At 74.2% G+C, this 16822-nt stretch carries 14 protein-coding genes; 5 read left to right on the top strand and 9 right to left on the bottom strand.

The annotated features are described in order from the left end of the window. Positions 1 to 46: 46 nt before the first annotated feature. Genes C3V41_RS05395 through C3V41_RS05380 form a run of 4 tightly spaced genes read right to left on the bottom strand, consistent with a single transcriptional unit; the run spans position 47 to position 4134 of the window. Complete coding sequence (locus C3V41_RS05395; RefSeq protein WP_106109408.1) at positions 47 to 1063, bottom strand: AAA family ATPase; 1017 nt, start codon at positions 1061 to 1063, stop codon at positions 47 to 49. Continuing rightward, on the bottom strand, positions 1060 to 2304 hold the full coding sequence (locus C3V41_RS05390) for a DUF4350 domain-containing protein (protein WP_106109407.1): 1245 nt from the start codon (positions 2302 to 2304) through the stop codon (positions 1060 to 1062). Before C3V41_RS05390 ends, C3V41_RS05395 begins: the two co-directional genes overlap by 4 nt. Then, the gene (locus C3V41_RS05385; RefSeq protein ID WP_254423695.1) at positions 2301 to 3020 is read right to left on the bottom strand and encodes a DUF4129 domain-containing protein; all 720 of its coding nucleotides are present in this window, start codon (positions 3018 to 3020) and stop codon (positions 2301 to 2303) included. Before C3V41_RS05385 ends, C3V41_RS05390 begins: the two co-directional genes overlap by 4 nt. Beyond that, positions 3004 to 4134 (bottom strand): glycerophosphoryl diester phosphodiesterase membrane domain-containing protein, encoded by a 1131-nt coding sequence (locus C3V41_RS05380; protein ID WP_165271582.1) that lies wholly within the window; start codon positions 4132 to 4134, stop codon positions 3004 to 3006. The genes C3V41_RS05385 and C3V41_RS05380 overlap by 17 nt, the downstream gene beginning before the upstream one ends. A gap of 169 nt (positions 4135 to 4303) precedes the next feature. Between C3V41_RS05380 and mtrA the strand changes: the two genes are divergently transcribed. From mtrA to C3V41_RS05365, 3 genes are read left to right on the top strand one after another with little or no spacing between them, the layout of a single operon-like run. After that, positions 4304 to 4987, top strand: coding sequence for an MtrAB system response regulator MtrA (gene mtrA / locus C3V41_RS05375; protein WP_106109405.1), 684 nt, complete (start codon positions 4304 to 4306; stop codon positions 4985 to 4987). Then, positions 4971 to 6827: an MtrAB system histidine kinase MtrB gene (mtrB, locus tag C3V41_RS05370; RefSeq protein ID WP_254423694.1), complete on the top strand. Its 1857-nt coding sequence runs from the start codon at positions 4971 to 4973 to the stop codon at positions 6825 to 6827. Before mtrA ends, mtrB begins: the two co-directional genes overlap by 17 nt. Next, positions 6824 to 8539: a GerMN domain-containing protein gene (locus tag C3V41_RS05365; RefSeq protein WP_106109404.1), complete on the top strand. Its 1716-nt coding sequence runs from the start codon at positions 6824 to 6826 to the stop codon at positions 8537 to 8539. The genes mtrB and C3V41_RS05365 overlap by 4 nt, the downstream gene beginning before the upstream one ends. Positions 8540 to 8666: 127 nt before the next feature. Here the strand turns inward: C3V41_RS05365 and hpf are convergent, their stop codons facing one another. Both hpf and C3V41_RS05355 read right to left on the bottom strand, forming a co-directional pair. After that, entirely contained in the window at positions 8667 to 9311 is a 645-nt protein-coding gene (gene hpf, locus C3V41_RS05360) for a ribosome hibernation-promoting factor, HPF/YfiA family (protein WP_106109403.1), read from the bottom strand. A 22-nt stretch (positions 9312 to 9333) separates the two neighbouring features. Then, the gene (locus tag C3V41_RS05355) at positions 9334 to 10338 is read right to left on the bottom strand and encodes a ComF family protein (RefSeq protein ID WP_106109402.1); all 1005 of its coding nucleotides are present in this window, start codon (positions 10336 to 10338) and stop codon (positions 9334 to 9336) included. A 258-nt stretch (positions 10339 to 10596) separates the two neighbouring features. Here C3V41_RS05355 and secA point away from each other — a divergent pair, with 258 nt between their 5' ends. Next, positions 10597 to 13494 (top strand): preprotein translocase subunit SecA, encoded by a 2898-nt coding sequence (secA, locus tag C3V41_RS05350; protein WP_106109401.1) that lies wholly within the window; start codon positions 10597 to 10599, stop codon positions 13492 to 13494. A gap of 401 nt (positions 13495 to 13895) precedes the next feature. On the opposite strand, the gene C3V41_RS13600 is transcribed toward secA, so the two are convergent. Beyond that, a complete protein-coding gene (locus C3V41_RS13600; RefSeq protein ID WP_129591485.1) occupies positions 13896 to 14519 on the bottom strand; it encodes an Rv3235 family protein in 624 nt (207 codons plus the stop codon). A gap of 234 nt (positions 14520 to 14753) precedes the next feature. Next, the gene (locus C3V41_RS05340; RefSeq protein ID WP_106109400.1) at positions 14754 to 15707 is read right to left on the bottom strand and encodes a LysM peptidoglycan-binding domain-containing protein; all 954 of its coding nucleotides are present in this window, start codon (positions 15705 to 15707) and stop codon (positions 14754 to 14756) included. A gap of 122 nt (positions 15708 to 15829) precedes the next feature. Here C3V41_RS05340 and C3V41_RS05335 point away from each other — a divergent pair, with 122 nt between their 5' ends. After that, positions 15830 to 16387 (top strand): Fis family transcriptional regulator, encoded by a 558-nt coding sequence (locus C3V41_RS05335; protein WP_106109399.1) that lies wholly within the window; start codon positions 15830 to 15832, stop codon positions 16385 to 16387. A gap of 169 nt (positions 16388 to 16556) precedes the next feature. Here C3V41_RS05335 and C3V41_RS05330 read toward each other — a convergent pair whose 3' ends face one another. Further along, on the bottom strand, positions 16557 to 16778 hold the full coding sequence (locus C3V41_RS05330; protein WP_106109398.1) for a helix-turn-helix domain-containing protein: 222 nt from the start codon (positions 16776 to 16778) through the stop codon (positions 16557 to 16559). Between the last annotated feature and the right edge of the window lie 44 nt (positions 16779 to 16822).

Here is a 16822-nt window from a genome sequence, read left to right as displayed (position 1 = left end):
TCGACGCCGTCGCCGCGGCGACGGCCGGCCCCGCGGGGCCAGGGGGTCAGCGGGGGACGGTGACGGTGCGCAGGACCCCGTTGACGACGGACTCGGTGGTGACCCCCTCCATCTCCGCCTCGGCGCGCAGGGTGATGCGGTGGCGCAGGGTGGGCAGGGCGAGGGCCTTGACGTCGTCGGGGGTCACGAAGGCCCGTCCCCCCAGCCAGGCCCAGGCGCGGGCGGAGGCCAGCAGCGCCGTCGCCCCGCGGGGGGAGACCCCCAGGGCCACCGACGGCGAGCTGCGGGTGGCGCGCACCAGGTCCACGATGTAGCCCAGGACCTCCGGGGAGGCCCCCACGGTGCGCACCTGGGCGCGGGCCGCGGCCAGGTCCGCCCCCGAGGCCACGGGCCCCAGCCCGGCCCCGGCCAGGTCGCGCGGATCGAAGCCGGAGGCGTGGCGGGAGAGCACCTCGACCTCCTGGGCCCGCTCGGGCACGGGCAGGACGAGCTTGAGCAGGAACCGGTCCAGCTGGGCCTCGGGCAGGGGGTAGGTGCCCTCGTACTCCACGGGGTTCTGGGTGGCGATGACCATGAAGGGGTCGGGCAGCGGGCGGGGGCGGCCGTCGACGGACACCTGCCGTTCCTCCATGGCCTCCAGGAGGGCGGCCTGGGTCTTGGGAGGGGTGCGGTTGACCTCGTCGGCCAGGAGGAGGTTGGTGAACACCGGCCCGGGGCGGAAGGAGAACTCGGCGCTGCGGGCGTCGTAGACCAGGGAGCCGGTCACGTCACCGGGCATGAGGTCGGGGGTGAACTGGATGCGGGTGGTCCCCACCTCCAGGGCCCGGGCCAGGGCGCGCACCAGGAGGGTCTTGGCCACCCCCGGCACCCCCTCCAGGAGCACGTGGCCGCCGGAGAGCAGGGCGATGACCAGGCCGGTGACGGCGGCGTCCTGGCCCACGACCGCCTTGGAGACCTCACCGCGTACCGCCACCAGCCGCCCGCGCGGGTCGGCCCGGCCCGGGGCGTCGGGCGGTGCGGCGGGGTGGGCGTCGGGGTCCTGCCCGTAGGGGGTGGAGCTCATGAGTGAACCTCGCTCTCAAGGTGGTCGAGCTGGGAGGCCAGGTCGGTCAGGGCCTGGTTGTCGTGTGGTGGGGGACCGGCCAGGAGCTGGTCCAGGTAGGGCTCGGGCAGGCCGGTGACCCGGGCGGCGGCCTGGGCCACGAGGGCCGTCTCGCAGTGGCGGGGCAGGCCCAGGCGGGGACGGAGCCGGGCCAGGGTACCGGCCCGCAGGACCCCGGCGGCGTGGGCGTGGTCGTGGGCGCGCCGGTAGAGGTGCCCGCGCCCCAGCGTGGTCTCGGTGGAGCGCACGACCACCGGCAGGGGGTCGGGCACCAGACGCCCCATGCGTCGCCCCCGCACCCCGGCCAGCGCCGCCAGGACCGCCAGGGACAGCAGGACCAGGACGGGCAGCTGGCGGGGCAGGTCGGGGGAGTCCCACAGGCTGGTCGCGTCACGGTAGTCGGCGTCGAACCAGACGACCTCACGGTGGTGCCCCAGGGCCCGTACGGCCAGGGCGGCCGCGCCCTGCTGGGCCAGGGTGGCGTTGGTGACCAGCTGGTTGTCGGCGATGACCCGCAGCGTCGCGCCCGAGGGCAGGGGGGCGGTGAGGTAGGCGTAGGAGTGCTGGGAGGAGCCGGCGGAGGGGCCCAGGGGGAAGCAGCCGGTGGCGCCGGGGATCTGGTGGCCGGACGTGTCGGTGGCGGTCACCGAGCCGCGGACCCCCGGCAGGCGGGCGGCGGCCAGGGCGTCGGGGTCCTGGCAGCCGGCCTCCAGGACGGTGTCCTTGGATGTCGAGGCCCCTGTGACGGTGGCCTGGGTGAGCCCGGCCAGGCTCTGGTACAGGTCGGACAGGACCACGACGTCCCCGCCGGCGCGGGCCAGGTCCTCCCGCTCGTCGGGGCTCAGGGACTTAGGTGAGACCAGTGCGAGCGTGGCCCCGTCCTGGGAGGCGGTCAGGGCGTCGGACCAGGAGCTGGTGGAGCGCACCGAGACGCCCTGGGCGCGCAGGAGCTCGGCCAGGGCCATGGCGCCCGTGGAGGTGGGGTTGTCGATCGCCAGGGGGACCTTGGAGACCTGGGGACGCAGGCTCAGGGTGCCCAGGACGACGGCGGTCAGCAGGAGCAGGGCCAGGACCACGGGACGGGCGCGGCGCAGGCGGGTGCCCAGGGGGTCGCCCACGGCCTGGCTGGTACCTGCTGGCCGGTTCGTCCCGGCCCCGGCGGCGGGAGCGGTCCTGGTGTCGGTAGCGGGGGCCGGGCTCATACCTGTCCCTTCTGGGTCTGCGTCGGGCGCAGGGAGGCCACCTGGCCTGCCAGCTGGCGTATCCACTCGTCCTGCTGCCTGGTGGCCTGGACGTGCCCGTAGCGCACCGAGTCGAACAGGGCGGCGGCCTGGAGCAGCTCCTGCCTCAGCGACCGCAGGGCCCGGGCGGCCAGGGTGGCGGCCTCCCGGGCGGTCATACCGGGGTAGTCCTCAATGAGCCCGCGCTCGTCCAGGGAGCGGATAATGGCCCGGAAGCGCTCGACGACGGCGGTGGCCCAGTCGCCCGTCCCGGCCGCGGCGTCGGCGGCCCGGGTCAGGGAGGCGGCGTCACGGGGGTCCTCGAAGAGGCGCCTGGAGCCGAGCCGGGCCCGTCTGGCCCAGGTCAGGTACCTGAGGACGTAGACCAGGCCGGCCAGCAGGGCCAGGGCCGCGACCAGGGTGACGACCACCGAGACCCAGGCTGGCACCCCGGGCACCAGGTGGGTGGGGGACAGGTGCTCCTGGAGCCAGTCCCAGATGAGCTGGGCGAGGCTGGGGCGCTCCTGGTAGACGGCCTTGGAGAGCTCCTCCTGGGCGGCGCGCCGGGCCTCCTCCGCGCTGGGGGTGGCGGGCACGTCCACGGGCCCGGGCGCCGCCAGGGGCGTCAGGGCCAGGCAGGCCGCCAGGAGGCCCGGCGTCCCCCGACGGCTGCCGCCGGCGCTACTGTGCGGCGGCACGACGCAGCTCAATGTCCAGGCCCTCCTTGCGCATCCGCAGGTCGATGTAGATCAGGGCGGCCACGGAGGCGGTAAAGGGCATGACCAGGGCGGTGGCGAGGGTGGAGGCGAGCATGACGACCGAGGCGGCCACGGTGGCGGACCCGGGCTGGAGGACCGTCACCACGCCAGCTCCGACCCCGGCCACGATGCCGATGGCCCCGGCCACCAGCCAGGCGATGAGCCCCATGAGCACGAGGGCTCCCAGGACCCGCCAGAAGGAGCCCCGGGTCAGGGTCCAGGAGCGCCGGATCGAGCTGGCCACCGAGGTGTTCTCCAGGATGAGCGCGGCGGGGGCCAGGAAGAGGCGGACCACGAGGAAGACCGTGATGAGGACCCAGACCAGCAGCACGAGCAGGATGACGAGGATCACCAGGAGGACCTCCCCCGACGAGCCGGTGTCGACCGTCCTGTCCCCCAGGAGCTGGCGCAGCAGCGCCGTGGCGCCCAGGGTGGCGCCAGCGGGTGGGACCGTCTCGATGAGGGTGATCAGGAGCGCCTGCCCCAGCAGCGCCCAGATGCGTCCCCTGGTCTGCGCCCAGGCCTGGCCCGGGCTGGCCACCCGCCCCAGGACCGCCCGTGAGACCGTGACGATGAGCAGGCCGGTCAGCAGCCCGTTGGCGACAATGGACACGACGGTCGCGATCAGGGTCGAGGGGCTCAGCGTGACGAGGGCCGGCAGGATGAGGAGCGTCTCGGCCGCCCCCTGCGTCGTGCGGCCGTCCAGGTTGATCAGAGTGGCGCTCTGCAGGGCGTAGGTCAGCACGGCGCTGACCCCGCCCAGGACGCCCATGACCAGCAGGGCGGGCAGGAACATGGCCCGGGGGTTGGCCCGCAGGGCGGCGAAGGCCCCGCCGATGATCTCCGAGACGGTCAGGGGGCGCAGGGGGATGATCCCGGGCTTGGGGGCCAGGAGGAAGTCGGTGGGGACGCCGTAGCCCGGGACCCCGAAGGCGGGTGCCCGCTCCGGCCTCATCCCCTGGACGTTCTCTGCCGGGGCCTCCGGCTCCTGGGGGGGCTGGTCGTCGAGCGGCTGGGAGGGGGGCTGCCAGCCGTCGGGGGGCGGTGCGCTCATGGCCCCATGCTGACACGTCAGGGGGGTCGGGGTCCTCCCCCTCCAGGAGGAGATCGGCCCTGGGGGGTACCCCGCCGGCCAGGGGCCGATCGGGGGAGAGCCGACCAGGTGAGGGGCCTGGGACCCGTTGTGACTGACGTAGCGTGCCCGGCGTGCCAAGATAGGACACATGACCGTGCGTATCCTCGTTGTTGACGACGACCCCGCGATCTCCGAGATGCTGAGCATCTTGTTGGAGAGCGAGGGGTACACGCCAGTCACCTGTGACACCGGTGACGGTGCTCTGGCCCTCTTCCGCGCCCACCACCCCTCCCTGGTCCTGCTTGACCTCATGCTCCCGGGGATCGACGGGGTGGAGGTCTGCCGCCAGATCCGCCGCCTGTCCGACGTCCCGGTCATTATGCTCACGGCCCGTACCGACACCGAGGACGTCGTGGCGGGGCTGGAGGCCGGGGCCGACGACTACGTCACCAAGCCCTTCCAGACCACCGAGCTCCTGGCCCGGGTGCGGGCGCGCCTGCGCCACCTGTCCACCGCCGTCACCCCGGAGGTGCTGCGCGCCGGGGACCTGGACATTGACGTCGCCGCCCACCGCGTCCTGCGCGGGGCCCAGACCATTGCGGTGACCCCGCTGGAGTTCGACCTGCTGACCACCCTGGCCCGCTCGCCCTGGAAGGCCTTCACCCGCGAGGAGCTCCTGGACGCGGTGTGGGGCTACCAGCACGGCGCGGACACCCGCCTGGTCAACGTCCACGTCCAGCGCCTGCGCTCCAAGGTGGAGCCGGACCCGGAGCGCCCCCGCATCGTGGTGACGGTCCGGGGCGTGGGCTACCGCATTGGCGACGCGGTCTGAGCCCGGGCGCCGGTCCCCCGTGGCCGGCCTGGCGGGCCTGCGGGCGCTCATGCGGCGCTCCCTTATCCTGCGGGTCACCGTGGCGGCCCTGGTGGCGGGGGCCGTGCTCATCACCGTCCTGCTCGGGGTGGTCACGGTCACCATCCGCGAGTCGGTCTTCAGCGACAAGCGTGACGCCGTGCTGGCTGACGCCATGGAGCGGGTCAGGACGGCCCAGGCGGTTCTGGACGCCGCCACCGTCACCAGCCCCGACGAGGTGGCCTTCCTGGCCCAGACGCAGGTGACCTCCATCCGGGGCTCCTCGGCCGGGGCCGGCGGGGTCGGCGTCGCCCTGCGCCGCAGCGGCAGCGAGTCCTCCTCGGTGGCCATTAACGACCTGTCCACGGACGCGGCCATGGACGCCCTGGTCACCCACGACATTACCCAGGCCGTGGAGGACGCCCCCGCCGGGACGCTGGCCTGGCGGCCCACGCAGGTCCCCGCCAGCATCGGCACGCAGGGCGGGTCGGGCCAGGAGCCGGGGGTCCTGGTGGGCACCCGCCTGAGCCTGCCCGTGGCCGGCCAGTACGACGTCTACGTCCTGTACACCCTGGCCCCCGAGCAGCGCCTGGTGACCGTGGCCTCCCGCGCCGTGATTACCGCGGGCGTCGGCTTCGCCCTGGTGACCGTGCTGGGGGTCTGGACCGTCACCGCCAGGGTCCTGCGGCCGGTGCGCCAGACCTCCCTGGCCGCCCAGCGCCTGGCCTCGGGCACGCTCTCGGAGCGCATTGAGGTCCGCGGCGAGGACGAGCTGGCGGGGCTGGCCACCTCCTTCAACACCATGGCCGCCTCCCTCCAGGCCCAGATCGAGCGCTACGCCGCCCTGTCCACCGTGCAGCGCCTGTTCGTCTCCGACGTCTCCCACGAGCTGCGCACCCCCCTGACCACCATCCGCATGGCCTCCGACCAGCTCTACGCCGCCCGCACCGAGATCGAGGACCCCCTGGCGCGGCGCTCGGCCGAGCTGCTCAACGACCAGGTGGACCGCTTCCAGACCATGCTGACCGACCTGCTGGAGATCTCCCGGATCGACTCGGGCCGGGTGGAGCTGCGGGTCAGCCAGGAGGACCTGCGTGAGGTGGTCCGGCGGGTCCTGTCTGCCGTCGAGGTCCACGTCACCGCCTCAGGGGCCCAGGTCCACCTCGACCTGGGCGACCAGCCCGCCACCGCCCAGATGGACGTCACCCGCGTGGAGCGGATCGTGCGCAACCTGGTCACCAACGCCATTGAGCACGCCGAGGGCAGCGTCATCGACGTCACCGTGGCCACCTCCTCCAACGCCGTCGCCCTACGGGTACGTGACCACGGGGTGGGTATGAGCCCCGACGTCGTGGCCAAGGTCTTCGACCGCTTCTACCGGGCCGAGCCCTCGCGCCGACGCACCCTGGGAGGCACCGGGCTGGGGCTGTCCATCGCCCTGGAGGACGCCCACCTCCACGGCGGCACGCTGACGGCCTGGGGGTGGCCTGCCGACGGCTCCTCCTTCCTGCTGGTCCTGCCCCGGGTCCTGGGGGAGGACGGGACCCCGGGGACCCTGACGGGGGCCCCGCCCCTGGAGGTGGTGCCGCCCGACGCCCCCGCCGTGGCGCGCACCAGCGCGGGGCACACCAGCGCGGGCCAGTGGCCCGGGCCCGTCTCCCGGCGGACCGGGCAGCCCGGCAAGAGCGCCCGACGCCTGAACTCCACCCTGCCGGACCCGGCCGTGCGCCGGCGGGGCCCCCTCCAGCCCCTGGACGGCGGCGCGGGCCAGGACGGGGCCCGGCCCCAGGAGGGCCGGCCCGGGCAGGAGGAGGGGCAGTGAGCCCGGTGGACCGGTACGCGCCCGGCCGGGCCCGCGGGGCCGTCCGGCACCTGAGCCGTCGCGCCCTGCTGGCGGCTCTGGGCGCCCTGGCCTGCGGCTGCGCCCGCCTGCCCACCTCCGGGGCCGTCCACACCGCCACCGTGCCGGGGGCCGACCCCGACTCCCTGGTCCAGACCGCCCCCGGACCCACCGAGGGGGCGGGCCCCGAGCTCATTGTCACCGGCTTCCTGCGGGCGTGCACCGCGGGCTTCTCCGACGACTTCGCCACCGCCAGGTCCTTCCTGCTGCCTGACGTCGCCGCCCGCTGGAGCCCGCGCGACCTGGTGCGCGTCTACCAGGAGGCCGACGCGCCGGTGGTGGCCCGGGCCCCGGACGGCTCGGTGAGCGTCAGCACCACCGTCATCGGCACGATCGCGCCCTCGGGGGCCATGACCCGGGCCCCGCTGACCCACACCGAGACCAGGTTTTCCCTGGCCCGGGACGTGGCCGGCCAGTGGCGCGTGGCCGAGCCCCCCGAGGGGACCCTGCTCGCCGACTCCACGGTCCGCCTGAGCTACGCCGCCCGGTGGCTGTGCTTCCCGTCCTGGGACGGGCGGCGCCTGGTCCCCGAGCTGCGCTGGGTCCCGTCGGGCTGCGAGCTGGAACGGCTCGTGGAGCTGGTGGTGGCCGGCCCCTCGGACTGGCTGGCCCAGGGTGTGGACAGCGCCCTCCCCGCCGGGACCACGGCCGAGGTCAGCCAGTCCGGGCAGGTGGTCACGGTGCGGCTGACCGGCACGGGGTCGGCCCTGGAGGGCGCCCGGGGCGACCTGGCCGTGGCCCAGCTGCGTGAGACCCTGCTCCAGGTCAGCTCCGTCAGCTCCGTGCGGGTCCTGGCCGAGGACCGGGACCTGGGCTCGGGCGCCAGCCTGCAGGCCGTCCTGAGGGCCCCGGGTGACGTGCTGGGTATGAGCGGGGGCGACGTCGTACGCGGTACCGGGACCGCCCGCACCGTCCTGGCCCGGGCCCAGGTCCTGGGCAGCGCCAGCGGGCGCTGGCCCTTCCTGGGCCAGGACGGGCGGCTCACGGTCGTCTCCGGGCCCAGCCTGGTCCAGGTCCCCTCCGGGGCCGGGAGCGCCTCGGTGATCCTGTCGGCCGGTACCGGCACCGGCGGCGGGCTGACCGCCCCCGTGGCGGACCGGACCGGCTGGGTGTGGACCGCCGAGGACGGGGTGCTGGTGGCCGTGGACGCCGCCGGGCTGCGGGCGCCCCTGACGGCCACCTGGCTCCAGGGACGCACGGTCCTGGCCGTGGACGTCTCCGCCGAGGGCGAGCGCCTGGTGGTGCACCACCGGGGGGAGGGCCAGGACCAGGTGGACGTGGCCGTCATTGTGCGCGACGCCAGCGGGCGCCCTACCGCCCTGGGCCGGGCCCTGGCGCTGCTCCCCGAGGGGGCCCCGACCGTCCTGGGGGCCCCGTGCTGGTACGACCCGGTCAACGTGGCCCTGCTCCTGCCCGCCCAGGACGAGGGCGGCGCCCCCCGTATCCACCACCTCCAGGTGGGGGGCCTGAGCAGTGACCAGACCGGCGCCCTGGGCGCCACCCAGGTCGCGGCCAACCGGGTGGACGGCACGCTGAGCCTGACGGACGCCTCCCAGCAGGTCTGGCAGCGCTCGGGAGCCACCTGGCGCGTGGTGGACACCGACCTGACGGACCTGTCCTACCCGCTTCCCTGAGCGCGTCGCCCCGGGGATAGCGACCTGCCCGGGACGAGCCCTGCCTCTGGGCGCTCCGCCTCTGGGCGGGAGCCCGGGCCCCGGGGCCGCGCCGCGTCCGGGGACAGGGCGCGGCCCCGGGGAGCGCCTAGCTCACGGTGACGTCCAGGCGGATGACGCCGTAGGTCCAGCCGTGGCGGCGGTAGACCGCGCAGGGCTGCCCGGTCTCCTTGTCAATGAACAGGTAGAAGGGGTGGCCCACCAGCTCCATCTGGTCCAGGGCCTCGCCGATGGTCATGGGGCTGGCCGGGTAGAGCTTCTGGCGCACGATCACCGGGGAGTCGCCCAGCTGGGCCTCCACCGCCACCCCGCGCTCGGTGGGGGCGTGGGGGGAGTCCTCGATGGGGGCGTCGTCGGTGTCGGGGATCTCGGGCTCGGGCACCGGTGCCACGGCGGCCTCCTCCGGGCGCAGGACCACGGCGTAGCGGTGGTGGTCCTTGACGCGGTCGCGCGCGCGGCGCAGGCGCTCGGTCAGCTTGCCCATGGCGATGTCCACGGCGGCGTAGCGGTCCGAGGAGCTGGCCTCGGCCCGGATGACCGGGCCCTTGGAGATGACGGTGATCTCGACGCGCTCGGCGGTGTCGGCCTGGCGCGGGTTGCGCTCGTGGGTGACCTCGACCTCCACGCGCTGGACGCGGGGGTCGAACTGCTCGACCTTGGCGGTCTTCTCCTCGACGTAGTCGCGCAGGCGAGAGCTGATCTCGGCGTTGCGACCGACGACGGTGACGTCCATGACGGACCCTCATTTCTGTAAGTCATGATCCGGGCTCAGCGGATCGTTGGGACGGGTGCCCGTCGCCTCGGTGCGGCGGGCCCTGGGAGTGCCTGACCACCTCCTCGGCGACAGGGACGGAAGGCCCGTCCCCACACGACTTCCGTGTGTCCTGTGACACACAAACTACACTATCTCCCGGGGCTGTGCACGCATTACACCGCTGGTCAGAGGCGTTATCGCCGTCGGCGGACGCGGTGCCACCCGGTACCGTCCCCACCGGCGCCAGCAGGCTGCGGCGTCGCCGGGGCGCGGGCGTGGCGGCCAGGGTCAGGGCCGCCAGGACCCGGGCGCCGCCGCGGGTCAGGGCGCGCTGGCAGGCGGCCAGGGTCGCCCCGGTGGTGACGACGTCGTCCACCAGCAGGACGGCCCGGCCCTCCACGCCGGCGAGCAGGCGCAGGTCCCCGGAGCGGTTGCGCCGCCGCCCCCGGCTGGAGCTGCCCGCCTGGTGGGCCCGTCCCGCGCCCAGCAGGGGGCGGCGCAGGAGGTCGACGCTGCACACCCTCAGCCTCGTGCCGGTCAGCCCGTGGGCCACCCCGCGGGCGACGCCGTCAGCCAGGCGGGAGGCGACCAGGCGTCCGGCCAGGCGCCGTCTGAGCCCCGAGGGGGCGGGCACCACCAGCAGCCCGCCGCACCCGGCCAGGAGGTCCACGGTCCCCGGGTCCAGCCCCGCCGCCCAGGTGAGCCCCGCGCGCCGGCCGGCACCGACCATGGCCTCCTCCAGATCCTCACGGGCCCCGTTCTTCCAGGCCAGGACCAGGCGGCGGGCCACGCCCCGGTAGCTGGCCAGGGCCCACACGGGCAGGTCCCCCAGGGCCTGGGCGTGCGGCACCGGCCGCAGGGGGCCGGCCAGCACGGCGCGGCAGGAAGGGCACAGGCGGGTCTCCCAGGTCCCGCAGCCCGCGCAGGAGGACGGCAGGACCAGCCTCAGGCACGGTCCCGCCAGACGGTTCCACCAGGCGCGAAGCCAGGACAGGTAGCGGCGCACGCCTCCAGGGTGGACCCGCCGGCCCCCGCGCGCCGCGACTGTCCACAGAACGTTGTGAGGCCAGCCTCAGCGGGGCCTCCTGTGGGCTGAGCGGGCCCCGGAACGACGCCGCTTCGAAGGGCGGGCGGCCCGCGGGGCGGGGCGGGGGCGCACCACGAGGGCGGTAACGTCTACTAGCATGAGGCCGGTGCGCGCCCACGGCGCCCCGGCGCCCGGCCCACCGCCGCACCACACGTCAACAGCCAGGGAGAAGCCAGCGTGTCGATCTTCGACTGGATCCTTCGTATCGGTGAGAGCCGTACCGTCAACAAGCTCGACTCCCTGGCCGACCAGGTCGAGGAGCTCGCCGAGACCTACCGTGACCTCAGCGACGAGGATCTCAGGGAGATGACCGACGAGCTCAGGGAGCGCTACGAGAAGGGCGAGACCCTGGACGCCCTCCTGCCCGAGGCCTTCGCCACGGTGGTGGAGGCCGCCGACCGGGTCCTGGGGATGCGCCCCTTCCACGTCCAGATCATGGGCGGTGCCGCCCTCCACCTGGGCAATATCGCGGAGATGAAGACCGGTGAGGGCAAGACCCTGGTGGCCACCATGCCCTCCTACCTGCGGGCCCTGACCGGCAAGGGCGTGCACGTGGTGACCGTCAACGACTACCTGGCCGAGTACCAGTCCGACCTCATGGGGCGCGTCCACCGCTTCCTGGGCCTGACCACCGGCTGCATCCTGGTGGGGCAGACCCCCGCCGAGCGTCGCGAGCAGTACGCGATGGACATCACCTACGGCACCAACAACGAGTTCGGCTTCGACTTCCTGCGCGACAACATGGCCCAGCGCCCTGAGGACCTGGTCCAGAGGGGCCACGCCTTCGTCATCGTCGACGAGGTGGACTCCATCCTCATTGACGAGGCCCGCACCCCCCTCATTATCTCTGGGCCGGCTGGCGGGGACGTCAACAAGTGGTACAAGGAGTTCGCCGTCATCGCCGAGCGCCTGCGCCGGGAGCGGGACTACGAGGTCGACGAGAAGAAGCGCACCGTGGGGGTGCTGGCCCCCGGCATCGAGCGGGTCGAGGACTACCTGGGTATCGACAACCTCTACGAGTCCGAGAACACCCCGCTCATTGGCTTCCTCAACAACGCCCTGCGCGCCAAGGAGCTCTTCCACCTGGACAAGGACTACATTGTGCGCGACGGCGAGGTGCTCATCGTGGACGAGCACACCGGGCGCGTGCTGCCCGGGCGCCGTTACAACGAGGGCATGCACCAGGCCATCGAGGCCAAGGAGAAGGTGGAGATCAAGGCCGAGAACCAGACCCTGGCCACCATCACCCTGCAGAACTACTTCCGCCTCTACCCCGAGGGCTCGCGCTGCGGCATGACGGGCACGGCCGAGACCGAGGCCGCCGAGTTCGCGGGCACCTACAAGATCGGCGTGGTGCCCATCCCCACCAACAGGGACATGCAGCGTGAGGACTGCCCGGACCTGGTCTACTCCACCAGGGCCGCCAAGCTGGCCGCCGTCGTGGACGACATCGCCGAGTGCCACGAGACCGGCCAGCCGGTCCTGGTGGGTACCACCAGCGTGGAGAAGTCCGAGGAGCTCTCGGCCCTGCTGACCAGGCGGGGCATCGAGCACACCGTGCTCAACGCCAAGCAGCACGCCCGCGAGGCCGGGGTGGTGGCCATGGCCGGCCGCAAGGGGGCCGTGACGGTGGCCACCAATATGGCCGGGCGCGGTACCGACATTATGCTGGGCGGCAACGCCGAGTACATTGCCGTGGCCGCCCTCAAGGAGGCCGGGCTGGATCCGGAGGAGACCCCCGAGGAGTACGACGCCGCCTGGCCCGAGGCCCTGGCCGCCGCCAAGGAGTCCTGCGCCGCCGAGCACGAGGAGGTCGTTGAGCTGGGGGGCCTGTACGTGCTGGGCACCGAGCGCCACGAGTCGCGGCGTATCGACAACCAGCTGCGCGGCCGCTCCGGGCGCCAGGGGGACCCCGGGCGCTCCCGGTTCTACCTGTCCATGGAGGACGACCTCATGCGCATGTTCGCCTCGGCGGTGGCCCAGCGCCTCATGGCCTCGGGCGCCTACCCCGACGACGTCCCCCTGGAGTCCAAGGTGGTCACCCGCGCCATCGCCTCCGCCCAGAGGCAGGTCGAGGCGCGCAACTACGAGATCCGCAAGAACGTCCTGAAGTACGACGACGTCATGACCGAGCAGCGTGAGAAGGTCTACTCCGAGCGCCGCCGCGTCCTGGAGGGCGAGGACCTCGAGCCCCAGCTGGAGCACTTCCGCGCCCAGGTGGTGCGCACCGTGGTGGCCTCTCGGACCTCCGAGGGCCGCCCTGACGAGTGGGACCTGGACGCCCTGTGGGACGACCTGGCCCACATCTACCCCGTCTCCCTGACCAAGGACGACGTCGTGGACGCCGCCGGCGGCATCGACCTGCTCACCCCGCAGGCCCTGACCGAGGCCCTGACCGGCGACGCCGCCCTGGCCTACGAGCAGGCCCAGGAGCACCTGGACGCCAACCCGCTGGCCCGGGCCCAGCTCGGCGAGGAGCCGATGCGGACCCTGGAGCGGCGGGTCCTGCTGAGCGTGGTGGACAAGCGCTGGCGCGAGCACCTCTACGAGATGGACTACCTCAAGGAGGGCATCGGCCTGCGCGCCATGGCCCAGAGGGACCCGCTGGTGGAGTACGCCAACGAGGGGGCGCACATGTTCCGTGCCATGATGGAGGGCATCCGCGAGGAGACCGTCGAGCAGGTCTTCGCCAACGCGGGCCGCTTCGAGGCGGCCGCCAGGCGCGCCGAGGCCGAGGGCACCCTGGAGGCGGCCCGCACGGTGGCGGACTCCGACGGACGCGCCGCCGCAGGCGTCTCGCTGGGGCGCACCGGGCGGCGTGCCGCCGGCTCCGTCCTGGGCGACACCGGTCAGGAGTCCATGAGCCGGCGGGTGACCTACTCAGGTCCTGCCGAGGACGGTGGGACCAGCGAGTCGGGGCCCGACGCCTCTACCGGTAGCCCTGCCTCCGCCGGTAGCCCTGCCTCGGCTGGCACCTCCGCCTCCCCCCTGGGCCCCCGGCGCTCCGGGAAGCTGGCACAGGCGGCCCAGGGCAACCGCGCCCAGCGTCGCCGCCGCTCCAAGCGCAGGCACTGAGGGCCCCGCCGCCCCCCACCGCGAGAACGGTACTTATTGCTCGCGAGAACGGTACTTGTTCGTCGCGAGAACGGTACTTGTTCGCCGCCAGGGCGGAGGCGCTCAGGTCCGGGACCCTGAGCGCGTGGACGCAGTCCAGGTGAACGGCCCGAAGCCCGCGGGCAGTGGCCGGGCCGTGGCCTGTGGTGGTCGGCGCGTACGCGTGGTGCCGAAGCCCGCGGGCAGTGGCCGGGCCCCTGGGGCGCGTGGACGTAGTGGGGCGTGAGGGCCCGGCCTCCTGCACCGGGCGCCCTCCTCGCCGACTGCGCCAGCTCCTCCTTAGAGGCCGGTGAAGGTGAGGACGAGGGCGGTGATGCCCTGGGTGACCTGGGAAGGACCGGCGGAGGCGGGGACGAGGGCCCTCAGGCCATCTCCAGGTTGGTCAGCAGCCAGTGCCCGTTGCAGGGCTCCAGGCGCGCCGCGGCCGCGTGGACCCGGGTGCCGTCGTCGAGGACCACCACGACCTCCCTGGCGCCCCCGGCCAGGGCCTGGACATGGGTGGAGCGTGCCCGCATACGGGGCGCCGCCTCCCGGCCCAGGATCCTGCGGGCCAGTCCGGCGCGCCGGGTCAGGGCCTCCATGAGCGCCGGCGTCGTCCAGCGTGCCAGGTGCTCGACCGGGCGGCGTCCGGCCAGCACCTCGCAGGCGGCGCACACCACCACCCGGGCGTGCCGGGCCACGTCCGGCAGGGGGCGCGTGGGCTGCTCCAGGGCCGCCCCCGGGCCCAGGGCGGCCTCCGGGGACGGGCCGGGCCACCGCCTGGCGGGCGCCGGGGAGAGACAGGTCCGGGGCGGGTGGAGGCGTACGACGTTCCAGCCGGGGGCCTGGGCCCCGCTGAGGGGCTCGCGCCTCAGGGGCCGCCCGTCCCCGGGGCGGGCGGTGCCCCGGGACGGGGCGGCTGGTCGTGGTGCCGGGGCGCGACGGCGGCCCCTGGCCTCGCCGGGGCGACGTGACAGACGGGGGGTGGCGGTGGTGACGGCGCTCATGACAGCTCCTGGTGGTGCGTGGTCGGTCGCGAACAGGACGGCGGCCAGCTCATAGGCCGCTGGTGGTGCGTGGTCGGTCGGTGGGTGGCCGGGTCGTTCCCGGGCCGGTGGGGCGGGCGGCGGGCGGCTGCGCCCGCGAGGGGGTCGTTGTTCCCGGGCCGGTGGGGGGGACCGGGTGGCCCCAGGCCCAGGCCAGAGGCCGGGGCGGCGGACGTAAGGTCCCGGTCGCGGTCCTCAGGCCGGGAGGAGGGCCTCGGGGACCTGGAGGACCGTGCCGGGGCGGATGAGCCCGGGGTCGCGCCCGACCACCACCCGGTTGGCGGCCCACAGCGTGGGCCAGGCCGAGGCAATGGCACCCCGGTCGGTGGTGTGCAGCAGGTCGGCGGTAATGGACCACAGGGACTCCCCGGGACGGACCGTGTGCGAGCCGGTGGCCCGGGTGCCGTGGGACGCCCCGGTTCCCGCGGGCGCCGACGCGGTGGCCTCCTCCTCGGCCCCGGGGGCGGGCGACCCCTGTGCCCCCGGTGCACCCGATGCCCCCGGATACCCCGGTGCCCCCGGTGCCCCGGGTGGGGCGCCCTGCGGCCCCGGGGCGGTGGGCGCTGAGGTGACGGTCCCAGACGGGACGCCCCCAGGCGGCGCGGCCCCGCCCGGGGCCGTCCCCGGGGCCGCCGGGTCGGCGGGGGAGGGGCCCGCGGTGTCCTCAGGGGCCGGCCCGGTAGCAGGATCCCCGGCGGCAGGATCCCCGGTAGCCACGTCGTCCGCGGCCTGCGGGGCGGGCGCCGGCGCGGACTGCGTAGGCCGCCAGCCGAGGTCGTCAGGGGTGGGCACCGCCGCGAGGGCGGGTGCGGTGACCGCGCTCAGGCTGAGCGTGCCCACCAGGATCCGCCGTACCCACGGGGCGCCCCACCGCGCCAGGAGACGCTGGGCGGGTGCTGCCGCGCGACGTCGCCCGCGGGCGGGCAGGACCAGCAGGGCCAGGAGGGCGGACAGGGCGTGCCAGGCGGCTCCCGCCGCCCCGGCGGCGCTGGCCAGGGCCACCAGGGCGGCGGAGAGCTGGCTGGGGCCCCACCAGGACGTGGGGACGGCGACCAGCGCGGAGACCGCCTGCAGGCAGGTGAGGACCAGGGCGAGGGCCAGCAGCGAGGCGGCGGTGGCGAGGACCAGAAGACGAGGACGGGCGCTCATGAGGGGCTCCAACGACGGTGGTGGTGTGAGAAGAGCATGCCTGAGTCTAGAGGTTCTGTCAAGCGTTTACGTCATGTTTAGGCATCTTGTCCCTGTGGGCGAACTGTGCTGAGGTTAGGCCTGTGGACTGGGATGTCATGCTCGCGGACCTGGAGAACCGTTTTGAGGCCGAGCAGCGCACGCAGGTCGTGGCCCAGAGCCTGGACCTGGCGGAGGCGGAGGCCTCTGCCGTGCGCCTGGTGGACCGGCTGCGGGCCGCTACCGGGCAGTGCCTCAGCCTGCGGACCCGCTCGGGGGCGCAGCTGGAGGGGGTGCTGCGCCGGTGCGAGAGCGCCTACCTGCTCCTGGAGGAGGAGGTGGGCCTCCAGGCCCTCGTCCCCGTGGCGGCCCTGGCGGTCGTCTCCCCGCTAGGCAGGCCGGCCCCGGGGGTGCAGGGGCGTCGGGCCGTGAGCCTGCCCATGGCCCTGCGGGAGATGGTCAGGCGCGGCACCCGGGTGCGGGTGGTCCTCCTGGGCGGGGAGGTCGTGGGCCGCCTGGCCTGGGTCGGGGCGGACCACCTCGACGTCATCGTCGACGGCGTGGGCGGGCGCGGGGCGTGGGCCCCCGGCTCCTCGGCCCCGGGGGTGCGGCGGCGTGTGAGTGTGCTCCTGGAGAGCATCGAGGTCATGCGCAGCCGGTAGCACCGATAACTCTGTCTTATTAATCACAGGTGCAAAAGCGTTCGCTCATAGATGAAAATCCTGGTCCGGACAGACAGAGTCGGCCTCCTGTCTGGCACAGTGGTGTGCCAGACAGGAGGCTGTGGATCAGGACACGTCACGGGCCCGGCGGGCCCGCGACCAGGACGGGTCAGGCCTCGTCCGGCAGGCCACCTGCGGTGACCTTGGTACGAGTACTGGCCAGCTGCCGCTCAATGTACTCATCCAGGGCGGTGTCCTCGATGCGCCACAGGTGGCGGGCTCCGACCTGGATCGCGGGGAGGTCCCCGGAGTGGATGAGCGCGCGTACGGCCTGCGTCGAGAGCTGGAGGCTCTCGGCGACGTCGGCGATTGTCAGAAAGTTCCGTGCCATGAACCAATATTCCCATAGTTCTAGCCCTACGCGCCACCTCTGAC

The sequence above is a fragment of the Actinomyces sp. oral taxon 897 genome (assembly GCF_002999235.1).
GTDB lineage: Bacteria > Actinomycetota > Actinomycetes > Actinomycetales > Actinomycetaceae > Actinomyces.
Note: the sequence above shows the minus strand (reverse complement) of the source record. Positions and strands in the feature narration are given on the sequence as shown.